The organism is Streptomyces sp. NBRC 110611, from assembly GCF_001590865.1.
GTDB lineage: Bacteria > Actinomycetota > Actinomycetes > Streptomycetales > Streptomycetaceae > Streptomyces.
Genome location: NZ_BBUY01000019.1, coordinates 117,096 through 128,871 on the forward strand (window position 1 = coordinate 117,096; position 11,776 = coordinate 128,871).

At 66.6% G+C, this 11,776-nt stretch carries 14 protein-coding genes; 11 read left to right on the plus strand and 3 right to left on the minus strand.

Going from position 1 to position 11,776, the window contains the following annotated elements; all coding sequences use genetic code 11:
* Positions 1 to 238 precede the first annotated feature (238 nt).
* From AZE13_RS28215 to AZE13_RS28230, 4 genes are all read left to right on the plus strand, one after another.
* On the plus strand, positions 239 to 1,960 hold the full coding sequence (locus AZE13_RS28215; protein ID WP_066938021.1) for a recombinase family protein: 1,722 nt from the start codon (positions 239 to 241) through the stop codon (positions 1,958 to 1,960).
* Between the two features lie 766 nt (positions 1,961 to 2,726).
* On the plus strand, positions 2,727 to 3,182 hold the full coding sequence (locus AZE13_RS28220) for a hypothetical protein (protein WP_066938024.1): 456 nt from the start codon (positions 2,727 to 2,729) through the stop codon (positions 3,180 to 3,182).
* Positions 3,179 to 4,069, plus strand: a complete 891-nt coding sequence (locus AZE13_RS28225; protein WP_258528036.1) for a phage major capsid protein — start codon at positions 3,179 to 3,181, stop codon at positions 4,067 to 4,069. Before AZE13_RS28220 ends, AZE13_RS28225 begins: the two co-directional genes overlap by 4 nt.
* 567 nt (positions 4,070 to 4,636) lie before the next feature.
* Positions 4,637 to 5,134 (plus strand): phage terminase small subunit P27 family, encoded by a 498-nt coding sequence (locus tag AZE13_RS28230; RefSeq protein ID WP_079124447.1) that lies wholly within the window; start codon positions 4,637 to 4,639, stop codon positions 5,132 to 5,134.
* Positions 5,135 to 5,294: 160 nt separating this feature from the next.
* Here AZE13_RS28230 and AZE13_RS28235 read toward each other — a convergent pair whose 3' ends face one another.
* Positions 5,295 to 5,525 carry a DUF397 domain-containing protein gene (locus AZE13_RS28235; RefSeq protein WP_066938032.1) on the minus strand — a complete coding sequence of 77 codons (231 nt, stop codon included), beginning with the start codon at positions 5,523 to 5,525 and terminating at the stop codon, positions 5,295 to 5,297.
* Positions 5,522 to 6,328 carry a helix-turn-helix domain-containing protein gene (locus AZE13_RS28240; protein WP_066938035.1) on the minus strand — a complete coding sequence of 269 codons (807 nt, stop codon included), beginning with the start codon at positions 6,326 to 6,328 and terminating at the stop codon, positions 5,522 to 5,524. The genes AZE13_RS28235 and AZE13_RS28240 overlap by 4 nt, the downstream gene beginning before the upstream one ends.
* A gap of 111 nt (positions 6,329 to 6,439) precedes the next feature.
* Between AZE13_RS28240 and AZE13_RS28245 the strand changes: the two genes are divergently transcribed.
* Together AZE13_RS28245 and AZE13_RS28250 are read left to right on the plus strand one after the other, a co-directional pair.
* Positions 6,440 to 6,649, plus strand: a complete 210-nt coding sequence (locus AZE13_RS28245) for a hypothetical protein (RefSeq protein ID WP_066938036.1) — start codon at positions 6,440 to 6,442, stop codon at positions 6,647 to 6,649.
* Positions 6,646 to 6,870, plus strand: a complete 225-nt coding sequence (locus AZE13_RS28250) for a hypothetical protein (protein ID WP_066938039.1) — start codon at positions 6,646 to 6,648, stop codon at positions 6,868 to 6,870. The genes AZE13_RS28245 and AZE13_RS28250 overlap by 4 nt, the downstream gene beginning before the upstream one ends.
* A gap of 774 nt (positions 6,871 to 7,644) precedes the next feature.
* On the opposite strand, the gene AZE13_RS28260 is transcribed toward AZE13_RS28250, so the two are convergent.
* Complete coding sequence (locus tag AZE13_RS28260; protein WP_066938044.1) at positions 7,645 to 7,920, minus strand: GntR family transcriptional regulator; 276 nt, start codon at positions 7,918 to 7,920, stop codon at positions 7,645 to 7,647.
* A 186-nt stretch (positions 7,921 to 8,106) separates the two neighbouring features.
* Here AZE13_RS28260 and AZE13_RS34510 point away from each other — a divergent pair, with 186 nt between their 5' ends.
* The 5 genes from AZE13_RS34510 (at position 8,107) to AZE13_RS28280 (ending at position 11,739) form a co-directional block, all read left to right on the plus strand.
* On the plus strand, positions 8,107 to 8,439 hold the full coding sequence (locus tag AZE13_RS34510; protein WP_079124448.1) for a hypothetical protein: 333 nt from the start codon (positions 8,107 to 8,109) through the stop codon (positions 8,437 to 8,439).
* On the plus strand, positions 8,436 to 8,639 hold the full coding sequence (locus tag AZE13_RS28265) for a hypothetical protein (protein ID WP_066938113.1): 204 nt from the start codon (positions 8,436 to 8,438) through the stop codon (positions 8,637 to 8,639). The genes AZE13_RS34510 and AZE13_RS28265 overlap by 4 nt, the downstream gene beginning before the upstream one ends.
* Positions 8,640 to 8,778: 139 nt before the next feature.
* Positions 8,779 to 9,201 carry a GNAT family N-acetyltransferase gene (locus tag AZE13_RS28270; RefSeq protein ID WP_066938046.1) on the plus strand — a complete coding sequence of 141 codons (423 nt, stop codon included), beginning with the start codon at positions 8,779 to 8,781 and terminating at the stop codon, positions 9,199 to 9,201.
* Between the two features lie 193 nt (positions 9,202 to 9,394).
* Positions 9,395 to 10,738 carry a hemolysin family protein gene (locus tag AZE13_RS28275; protein ID WP_066938048.1) on the plus strand — a complete coding sequence of 448 codons (1,344 nt, stop codon included), beginning with the start codon at positions 9,395 to 9,397 and terminating at the stop codon, positions 10,736 to 10,738.
* Positions 10,735 to 11,739 (plus strand): hemolysin family protein, encoded by a 1,005-nt coding sequence (locus AZE13_RS28280; protein WP_066938051.1) that lies wholly within the window; start codon positions 10,735 to 10,737, stop codon positions 11,737 to 11,739. Before AZE13_RS28275 ends, AZE13_RS28280 begins: the two co-directional genes overlap by 4 nt.
* Positions 11,740 to 11,776 lie beyond the last annotated feature (37 nt).

The following is an 11,776-nucleotide window of genomic DNA, read 5'->3' on the forward strand; positions in this document are numbered from 1 at the left end:
CGAGAAACCACCACGGCGGGACGGCCCCGATGCTCCAGAGTCATAGTTCTGGAGTGATCGCCCCATGGCGGCATCTGGGCAGGTCAAGCAGTCCGGGAATTCACCGGTCCCCACAGGGGGCATGGAAAAGAACGATGTAGGAACACCTTCGGTCCCTACAGTGCCCATGAAGAGGCATACAGCAGCATCTACGCAGGTCAGCACCGGTACTGGAACCCTCCGCTCTCCAGTAAAGCCCATGGAGAGTGATGCGACTGTAGGAACTGTGTTCGCCAAGACCCTGCGCGGGGTCCGGTGCATCCGTCTGTCGGTCCGGACGGATGAGACGACCAGCCCGGAGAGGCAGCGCGAAGCCGACGACATAGCGGCGGCAGCGCTCGGGATCGACTTCGGCGAGGGTGACGTACTCCGCGAAGCCGTCGACCTGGACGTCAGCGCGTCCAAGGTCGGACCGTTCGATCGTCCGCAGCTCGGCGGATGGCTCGCCCGCCCCGTTGACTTTGACGCGCTGGTGTGGTGGCGCTTCGACCGGGCCATACGGTCCATGGGCGACATGCACGAACTGGCGAAGTGGGCACGCGAGCACCGAAAGATGCTCGTGTTCGCCGAGGGGATCGGCGGGGGCCGTCTCGTCTTCGACTTCCGCAACCCGATGGACCCCACGTCCGAGCTCATGATGATGATGTTGGCCTTTGCCGCGCAGGTAGAGGCACAGAGCATCAAAGACCGGGTGACCGGGGCACAAGCAGCGATACGGAAAATGCAGCTCCGCTGGCGTGGTGGCGGTCGTTCCCCTTACGGCTACCTGCCCGCCCCGATGCCGAAGGAACACGGTGGGATCGGGTGGACGCTGGTGCCCGATCCCGAGGCTGTGGAGGTGATCGAACGGATCGTCGCGGCGCTGTTGGAGGGCAAGAGCCCGCGCGCTATCGCGCTCATGCTCAACAAGGACGGGGTGCTGTCCCCTTCCGAGCACTGGAAGGCGTACAAAGCCCGGATCAAGGGCGCCGCCGACGCCGACACGGCGACCGACGCGCCGAAGCGGAAGCCCACGCCGTGGCGTGGTCAGCGCATCGTGGAAATGTTGACCAGCCCCCTGCTGCTGGGGTGGAAGCTGCACAAGGGCAAGCCGGTCCGTGACGACCAGGGCAACCCGGTCATGGCTGCCGAAACCCCGATCCTCACCCGGGAAGAGTTCGACCAGATCAGTGTGCTACTGGCACCGAAGCCCACGGCGGAGACGGCGCCGACGCGCAAGGACTCCACGGCGCTGCTGCTGCGGGTGATCCACTGCAAGGGGTGCGAGTCCCGCATGTATCTCAACAAGCGGTCGGGTACCTACGGGTGCAGCTCGTACAAGTACGGCACGTACTGCCCGGCCCCGGTCACCATCCGAGCCGCGTGGGTCGACGAGTACGTGACCGACGAGTTTCTACGGCAGGCCGGACCGGTGCCGCTCATGCGCGTGACAGAGATACCCGGATACGATCCCCAGCCCGAAATCGACGCCACAGCAGTGGAGTTCGCCGAACACCAGGCTCAGAAGGGGCGGCAGAAGTCCAAGGCAGCACAAGCCGAGTGGCAGCGTCGGGCGGACGCCCTCGACGCACGCCTGGCCGAGCTGGAGTCGAGGGAGAAGACCGAGCCCCGGCGCGAGGTCACGCACACCGGCCGCACGTTCGCCGACGAATGGCATGCCGCCGACACGGAAGGCAAGCGTGCCATGCTCATAGAGGCGGGCGCACGCCTGGAGATCAAGCCCGGCATCAAGGGAGGATGGCGGAAGCTGGATCTGCGCCGGGTGGAGTTCGCCATCACCGGACACCTCGACCCCGCCATCGAGGAAGCGACCACCGTTGCCGATGACCTTGCAGACGAGCAACGTCCGAACCACGCGCCAACCTCGGGAGCGAAGGCGCACCGGAACCTGACCCCTCAGGCGCTTGCAACCGCCGCGTAGCGGCTCCAGCAGCCCGGAGACGCTCCGGACAGTCACGGAGACTGCCGGGGCGCTCTCATGCCCGGGACGCGGGCACTGAACAGCCGCCGATCTCTACGAACCGATAGCAAGAACCGTACAAGGAGTCGAGAAGTGAGACGTAGATCACTAGTCCGTAATGGCTGGATTGCGGGGATGTGCGGGCCATCTCTGGTCCCTACCTGTTTCGGGAGATGGCATCGACCGTCCGGCAACCGAGAGACATCCAAGGAGATGCGATGACCACCGAACACGGCTCGTTCGTGAGCCTGCTGAAACGAGCAGAGAGCAGAGCGCGGGCGCTGGCAGCGAAAGGCGACCCCCGAGCGGCAGAGGCCCACCCGTTCATCAACGAGGCACTGCGGGCCGCTCAGGGGTCGTACGAGGGTCCTGCGTGTGCCCGCCCCGGCTGCCTGCACACAGCAACCTACGAGGGCCGTGGGCGTCCACCCCTGTACTGCTCGACAGCCTGCCAGGGCTGGGCAGCCCAACAGCGCAAAGGAAGGTGACGGGGTGACGATTTCTACTATCTGTTGAGAACACATAGAAAAAACTAAGAAGAAGAGAGACAGACGCCTAGAACAGCACCGCGTCACCTCCCTCTCCTTGCTGTGATGGCCGACCAGGGCACAGAGCCCAGCAGCCGCATAGCAATACCGTCCCCTTGACGAGTCACAGGGGGCTTTTTCATGCCCGACAACTTTGAAAGGAGCGCTGTCCCGACCAGCCGGCGGGGCGACAACCACGTATGGACACCACCGAGAACATTCACGATCAGGACGACCACAACGAGCCCGACGGGAAGCCCGCTACGTCGTCCGCTGAGAGCCCCGCGCTCGATGGCGGGCAGTCTGACCAGGAGGGCTACCGGCAGGCGCTAGAGAAAACGCACAGCCGTTTGGAGACGGCACAGAAGCGTATTGACGCGATGCTGCTGCGGGAGATCGAGCGCCAGGCAGCACAGCGTCTCGACGTTCCCTCCGACCTTTTCGACCTGGGAAAGCATCAGATTGCCGATCTGCTCGGAGAAGACGGTGACGTTGACGCCGAAAAGGTCTCTGCTGCCGTTGATTCCCTGCTGAAGTCTCGCCCCAACCTTGCTGCACGTCCGACCGGTTGGGGTGACGTTGGCGGCGGGTCGCGTAGCAGCAGCAATGACGACACGCCCGACTGGAAAACCGCACTGCGCGGACACCAGGGCTGACACACCGAACCAACCAGTCCGACACGCCGAAGAGGAGAGAAAGCATGTCCATTTACACCAACACGCCCGGAACTCAGGGGATTCTGCCCGACGAATACGGGGCGCTGGTCGAGAAGCCCGTTCAGGAACTATCGCTCGCCATGCAGGTGGGCACCATCGTTCAGACCGGCAGCACGCGTTACCGTGTCCCACTGCTCGCATCTGACGTCACGGTCGGCGCCGTGGAAGAGGGCGCGGAAATAACCCCGTCCGATGTCAAGTTCGACGAAATCATCGTGACCCCGGCCAAGTTTGCCGGGCTGACGGTCATCAGCCGGGAAATGGCGGAGGACAGCTCACCATCGGCCGGTGACCAGGTCGGCCGCTCCATTGCTCGCCAGATCGCCAACAGCGTGGACAATGCACTGTTGAACAAGCTCGTTTCCCCGAACCCCTCGGGGCTCGCCGCGCTGGACGGCATATCGAAGGTGTCCGCTCCCGTCGCTTACAAGGATCTAGACCCGCTGGAAGAAGCCCTGTCGTTGTCTGAGGCTGCTGGCGGAAACATCACGGCATGGGTCATGAGCGCTGCAACGGCGCTGGAGTTGGCCAAGCTGAAGGATGAAACGAACTCGAACCGGAGCCTGTTGAACGCCGATCTGACCGCTGAGGGTCGGCGGCAGATTCTCGGGCGTCCGGTTTTCGTATCGCCGTATGCGCCGGCCGATGTGGTCTACGGAATCAGCCGTGCCGACATGCTGACCGTCGTTCGCGAGGGCACGCGCCTGGACGTGGACAAGTCCGTTTACTTCACCAGTGACCGCGTGGCAGTCAAGGGCACCATGCGCGTCGGATTCGCATTCCCCGTCGCTGGGGCGCACGTGTTGATTCAGAACGCTGCCAAGTAACCCCTATAGGCCTGGGGTTCGAAATGAGCCCCCGGCCCTCCGATGGAGCCCCCTATGCCAAGGAAACCCCGTACCCCCTGCACAGTCCCCGGGTGCCCCGAGCTGATCACGGGTGGACGCTGCAAGGATCACCAGCGACAAGCGAACAAGGGTCGTGCGTCACGTGGTGGTGCGGTATACACGACGCAATGGCAGCGAATTCGTAAGGCATTTCTGTACGCCAATCCGTGGTGTGTGCTGTGCGGTCGCGCGGCGAATGTCGCCGACCATTTCCCATTGAGTAGACGCGAGTTGATCGCAAAGGGTGAGGCGAATCCGGATGCAGCAAAGCATCTTCGCTCGCTGTGCGTGACTTGCCATAATCGCGAAACAGCGCGAAATCAGCCAGGCGGATTCGCCGCCGAAGCGCGTTCGCGACGCGAATCACGCGAGAATTCGCCGCGATGACCAGGCACCCACCCCGACCACCTTTCTCGATTGAGCGGCAGGGAGGCAATAAACTCGCGCCGGTGCTGAGGCGAAGTTTGGCAGCCTCGAAAGTGCCTCTACCCATGTAAGCGAGAATGAATGGCAGACAGATACCGACCCAAACCAGCAATCCAGCGAAGGAGAGAAGGCAACCCGTCAAAGACTGCAGTCAAGGAAGGCGTGGTTGTCCCGCGCGCCATCCTCGCTGAGCCCGATTGGAAGGGGGTGTTCAAGGAGTCGCTCGACCCTGCTGTCGAGGCAGCGAACGCCCGGTGTCGGGAAGTCGCTTCGGCCGAGTGGCGCCGCGTCGTGCCGATCCTCGAAGTGTCCGCCGGGGTCGGGGAGGTGGACCACACCACCGTGAAAGATCTGTGCGTGTGCGTCGCCCGTATCGACCAGGCGGAGCGGGATCTGTCCGAGCGCGGGCTCATGGTGACCGCTGAGCGGGGGACGGTGAAGAACGGCGCCGCCACCATCGCAGCGCAGTACCGCTCACAACTCGCACGGTACATAAGGGAGTTGGGGTTGTCTCCGAGTGCCCGCGTGAGCCTGGTCCCGCCGGCTGACGATGATGACGACTCGGATATCTGGGACTGACCCGTAGTACCTGCGCCCCGCCCACCACCGGCTCTGACCCGAACCGCTCTGGCCCCGTGCCCGTCCTACTGCTGGGCGGTTGCGGGGCTTTTGGTAGGTCCGGACACGGGTAGGCCCCGCCACCTGTCGCCAGGTAGCGGGGCCGGAGTGCCGTGAGAGGTCAGACGGTGGTGGGGAGCACGCCGTCCTTGACGCTGGTCACGAACGACGACCAGGAGGACGTCGGGAAGGCCAGCGCCGGGCCGTGCGGGCACTTGGAGTCGCGAACGGGAACCTCGCCGGTAGCAGCGGCGGCGGTGGGCGCCCACTCGATGCACTGCCCACCCTCACCACCGCTATACGTGCTCTTGATCCACACCGTTACGGGAGCAGGGCCAGGGGTGTTGCTCATCTTGCGTACTCCTCTGCGATCTCACGGATAAGGAACACCGACTCCTCAGGCGAGAGAGCAACAGCGCGCAGTTGTTCGTATGCCGCCTGAGCACTGCCTACCGCAGCCGCAGAGTCATTCACGTGCCCCTGGTTTCTAGTCTCGGTGTACAGGACTGTCGCCCCGTCACCTGACGTCAGCAGCGTAAACGGTAGAGAGGAAGCGGGGGCACCCGCCATGAAGCGGAGGACCTGAAGCGTTATGTGGGGTGACGTCGACTCTGTCACGAGATGCTCTAGCTGGGCGGCCATCACCGCCCGGCCGCCGACGACCGTACGTAGGGCAGCCTCATGCAGGATGACCCACAACAGCGGGGGAGTCTCACGGTCCATCACGTCGTGACGGCGCAACCGGGCTTCGACGCGCGCTTTGATCTGATCGTCGGTCTCTCGGGGGTGTACCGCACGGAAGGTCGCTTCCGCGTAGTCCGGAGTCTGCAACATGCCCATCACAAGCGCATTGCTGTAGTCCTCGACCTTGGCCGCGCGCTTCTCCAGCTCCAGGTAGGGGACGAACCAGTCCGGGTGTCCTCGTTCACTGATCTTGGCCAGCAGCCGGGCGAAATAGCCGCTGGTGTTGAAGAACCTGTCGCACCCCACAGCGAACTCAGGCGACGGCATGGCCTTGCCGCTCTTGACCTTCGACACGTACGGCGCCTTGTAGCCGGTCGCATCTGCTAGCGCCTGCTGCGTGGCTCCCTTGTGGCGGAGTGCTTCTTCGACCTCCCGGCCTAACCACTGGAGTCCGTTGGCTGGTTCGCTCATTCGTTCAACCCCTCACGTTTCCAAAGGCGTTGGAAACACTTCTCCCCTAGTCAGCCTACGTCTGCCCCGGCACGGTGGAACCACCCAACGGGCCAACGAGAGAGCGTAATCATGGCAGCGAAGATGGCATGGCCGGCGGCGAGTGTGCGAGAGCGCCTGGACCGGGCGTTCCGGCGAGTGGGCCTCAACTTGGAGCCGTCGCTCGTATCGGTGACCCGCAACGGCCCCGACCGGATCGCCCCGCCCTCGATGCCCATCGCGGACGCTGAGCACCTGGCGGCGCTTCTGGAGTCGATGCCGGAGGCGGTGACCCGCTGGTGAGTGGCTACCAGGAGAAGGCCGTAGAGCTTCCGTGGCCGTACATTCCCCGGGACCTCGACCCGGAGCCCGTAAAGGGCTGTGAGCGGTGTGCAGCGCTGGCTGCGGAGCGGTCGCGGGCACGTGATCAGGCGGAGTTCGGGCTGGCCGTCATCGCCGGCATGAAGATCCAGGAACACCGGAAGTTCGGCTCCCACAACGACACCCCCGAGCCCCCCGGCTAGTCCATAGCCGGGCGCGCTCCCCGTAGAGGGCCCTAACAACCCCCTGACGGCCCCAGTCCCTCCGTGATGGGCAGGGGACTACATGAGGAGCGCGAAGCGGTCGTCCGGTCCCGCCCAGTTCCGGGCGACCGCCACAGACCCTCGCCCCTGTCGGGTGACGGCTCCCCTGGGTGTTCCCAGCAGGGGCGGGTCCCACCACCATCAACAGAAGGGAGTTTGGCCGGTTGCGGAGGGGGCGACTGTGCCAGGGTGACGCCATGAGTGATGCGTTCCGCCCATTCCCCCGGCAGCAACCGCCAGTTCGGTGCATCAAGTGCGGGGGCATCTCCATCATCCTGTCCGAGGCACGACACCCGGACACCGGGTATTTCTTCTGGCGGTTCACCTGCCTGGACTGCCGGATTGCCTGGCCGCAGGACCAGCACGGAGGCGCCCTCGACGATTACGCGTAAGAGGAGGCAAGTGTGATTCAACGCCTATGTACGGCAATCCGATCCGCCCTCATCCTCCGCAATTCCAGCTGCTCTCGCTGCGGCAGTTGCAGCGTCGTCACGTACGACGGAAAGACCTACAGCTGCCTGGATTGCGGCGCGTCATGGACTGCCTGAGGTAGCCCCCTGAGCGGCTCCGTCCGCGCACTGTCCCCCTGGCGTGCGGACGGAGCTTTCCCCGTTCTGGCGCTTTCCTGACTGACTGCTCCGTCGCCCCCGTGCTTGCCATGGGACCACCCGATCGCGTCCAGCCAGGAAGACCCTCCTTGACCGCAGGCGGTCGCTATTCGCCGCTCTCGCCCTCGCCGGTTTGCTCGGCAGGACCGATCACGAACGTTCCGCGCCCCCACTCGGTCCGGACGAGCCCCCGTTCCCGGAGCACTCCAACGGCTCGGCGAGCGGTCATCCGAGCCACCCCGAAGCGCTGGACCAACTCGGCATCACTCGGGATCTTCTCGCCCGGCTTGAACTTCCCCGCCCTGATCTCTGCCGTGAGCGCGTCAAGGACCGTCATGTACGGCGCGTGCGGCGCGTGCGGATTCTGCGGCTGATCAGGCATGAGCCGAAGCGTAGACAACGGAAAATTTCTCGGCGACTTAGACCAGTAGACTTCATAGACTAGGTAGACCAGTTAGACCAGTTGCCTTACTGTCTTACGAAGCGACAAAACGAAGCGCCCCGGAAGACCGGTCCTACGCGGTCCGCCGGGGCTTGCCGAGACAGCTACACAGGAGCTGAAACGACCATGCGCGATGCTATCGCCCGCGCCCTCTACTGGGTGCTCGCCTTACTGCCCTGGACCCGTCGGCCCGAGCCCGGACGCCATAGCGCTGCCCATCTCGCCGACCAGCCCGCCCTGCCCGTCATCTGCACGTGCCCGATCCCGCTGCACGTCCTCGCCCGCTCGATACCTCCACGAGAACAGTTCCGTATCCCTCCGTACCTTGCCGCGTGGGAGGAACGGCACGAACGCGAGCGACAGCGGGAACGGCGAGTAGCGGCAACCCTCGCCACGATGGGTATCGACTACCCGTACGGTCCCGGATCGCTCACGGACCGGTGGGCGGTGAGCGCATGACCGCCGAGGACCAACCCCGAGCCGCCCTGTCCGGTCGCGTCGCGCTCTGCGTCGAGTGCAAGACGCTCACTCGCGCCCCGGTCCCCGTCCGGTGGATCCAGGGCACCAGCGGGCCGGGAACGACGCTCTACGCCTGCCCTGACCATGCCGTGAAGCTCGGCGCGGGACCCACCCCGGATGACGTGATCCGGAACCGCTAAACGCTCTACCCCGCCCCGTCCGGGCCGTCTCCGGGCGGGGCACTCTCAGGCCCGTCACAGAAGTACCCGTTACGAGCATCGGGAGGCCAAAAACGTGGGAAGCCGGCCAAGCGCAGCGAACCCGTGATGGGATCGTGGCATGAGTGATCTTCTGACCCGGCCCGCGACGCCGGACGACCTCGACTCCGTGCTCGCTTTCTGGAAGACCGCGGCCGAGGGCACCAGCATCAGTGACGACCCCGACGGCGTGGCGCGGCTGGTGGCCCGCGATCCCGAGTCGCTGCTGCTGGCTCTGAGGCGAGGCGAGCTGGTGGGCACGTTGATCGCCGGGTTCGATGGCTGGCGCTGCCATCTGTACCGGCTGGCCGTCCATCCCGACCACCGTCGGCAGGGCATAGCGAGCGCGCTGCTGACGGCCGCCGAGGAGCGGTTCCGTGCGCTGGGCGGCCGGCGCGGGGACGCGATGGTGCTGGACCGCAACGAGCCGGCGCAGCATGCGTGGCGCGCGGCGGGGTACGCACCCGAGCCGCAGTGGAGCCGCTGGGTCAAGCACCTCGACTGAGCCCGTGGCCCTCGCCGGAGGGATCCAGTACGGCATGCACGCAACTTTGCCGATCCTTTACCATGGGATGTCCCCTCCCCCGGTGAAAGGTGTGTGAGCGTCCAGTCATGGGCGAGCCTCCCAGTCGTCGAACACCCTCGCGACACAGCGCGAACCTCCCGGTCCTGTCCGACCATGGGACGGAGGTGACTCGATGACCGAGCTGCTCTTCCTGGGCGTGGCGATCCTGCTGACCCTGGCCTGCGGCGTCTTCGTGGCGGCGGAGTTCTCGCTGACCACCGTCGAGCGCAGTGACCTCGAGCGCGCCGCCGAGCGCGGCGAGCGGGGCGCGCAGAGCGCCCTGAACGCGGTGCGTGGCCTCACCTTCCAGCTCTCCGGCGCCCAGCTCGGGATCACCGTCACCGGCCTGGTCATCGGCATGCTGTCCAAACCCGCCATCGCCGCCCTCCTGATGGGGCCGCTCAAGGCGGTGGGGCTGCCGCGTACGGTGGTCGAATCGGTGGCCCTGGTCCTCGGTACCGCGATCTCCACGGTCGTCCTGATGGTCGTCGGCGAACTGGTCCCGAAGAACTGGGCGATCTCGAACCCGCTGGTCATCGCCAGGAAGGTGGCGACCGCCCAGCGCGGGTTCAGCGCCGCCTTCCGGCCGTTCATCCGGCACCTCAACAACACCGCCAACCACATGGTCCGCCGGATGGGGCTGGAGCCGGCCGAAGAGCTGGCCTCGGCCCGCGGCCCGCAGGAGCTGGTGGCGCTGGCCCGGCACTCCGCCAGGGAGGGCGCGCTGGAGGCCGATACCGCCGAACTGTTCGTCCGCACCCTCAACCTCGCCGATCTGACCGCGGCGAACGTCATGACGCCGCGCGTGCAGGTGGTGGCGCTGGACGTGCTGTCCACCGCGGAGGACGTCGCCGACGCCACCCGGGCTACCGGGCTGTCCCGCTTCCCCGTCTACCGCGGCAACCTGGACCGGGTCGTCGGCGTCGCGCATATCAAGGACGTGCTGACCGTCCCGGCCGAGCGGCGCCCCCGTCACCCGGTCGCCGAGCTGCTGCGCGAGCCGCTGCTGGTCCCCGCCACGCTGACCGTGGACCGGCTGCTCGACCGGCTCTCCGGCAAACGGACCATGGCCGTGGTCATCGACGAGTACGGCGGTACGGCCGGCGTCGCCACGCTGGAGGACATCGTCGAGGAGGTGGTCGGCGAGGTCCGCGACGAGCATGATCCGCTGGAGACCCCCAACCTGGCGCCGGCCGGCACCGACGCCGACGGCCGCGGCCTCTATCAGGCCGACGGCGCGGCCCGCGCCGACCAGCTGGCGCGGATCGGCCTCCGGCTGCCGGAAGGCCCGTACGAGACCCTGGCCGGCCTGATCGCCGCCGAACTGGGGCGGATACCGGCCCCCGGCGACCACCTGGAAGTGGCCGGCTGGTCGATGGACGTCCTCGACGCCTCCGGCCGCCGTGCGGCACGGGTGCTGCTGCACGCCCCGCCGCCGGACGACGCCCACGCGCGGGATACGGAGGCCGGCCGATGACCGCACTCCAGCTCTTCGTCGGCCTGCTGACGCTGGTCGTCAACGCCTTCTTCGTCGGCGCCGAGTTCGCCCTGATCTCGGTGCGTCGCAGCCAGATCGAGCCGTACGCGGAGCGCGGGGACCGCCGGGCCGGCCATGTGCTGTGGGGCCTGCAGCACGTCTCGGCCCTGATGGCGGCCGCCCAGCTGGGCATCACACTGTGCACCCTGGTGCTGGGCGCGGTCGCCGAGCCGGCCATCGCGCACCTCCTGGAGCCGGTGTTCCACGCGGTGGGCATCACGGACGCGCTGGTCCACCCGGTCTCGTTCGTGATCGCGCTGACCCTGGCCACGTACCTGCACATGCTCTTCGGCGAGATGGTGCCGAAGAACGTCGCCCTGGCCGAGCCGGTGCGCACCGCGCTGCTGCTCGGGCCGCCGCTGGTCGCGCTGACCCGGGCACTGCGCCCGGTGATCTTCGCGATCAACGCGTTCGCCAACGGGCTCCTCACGCTGCTGCGGGTGGAGACCCGGGACGAGGTGGCGGCGACCTTCTCGGACGACCAGCTGGCGCGGATGGTCGAGGACTCCCGGCAGGCCGGGCTGCTCGACGACCGCGCCCAGGAGCGGCTGCGGGACGCTCTGGAACTGGGCCGGCGCCCGGTCCGGGACGTGGTGCTGCCGGTCGGGAAGGTGGTCTCCGCCCGGATGGGGACCACCCCGGACGAGCTGGAGCGCCTCGCCGCCGAGTCCGGCTTCTCGCGCTTCCCCGTGGTCGACGACACCCAGCGCATCCTCGGCTATCTGCACGTCAAGGACGCCTTGGCCGCCGGCCCCCGGCAGCTGCCGTTCCCCGTCTCGGCGCTGCGCCCGATCGCCCGGGTCAAGGCCTCGACGCCGCTGGACGACGTCCTGACGGCGATGCGCGGCTCCAGCACCCACCTGGCCGCGGTGATCGGCGACGACGGGCGGCTGTCCGGGCTGGTGACCATGGAGGACGTACTGAGGCAGCTGGTCCTCTGACGGTCCGCTGCGCTTGGCTTGCTTCCCACGTTGTCGT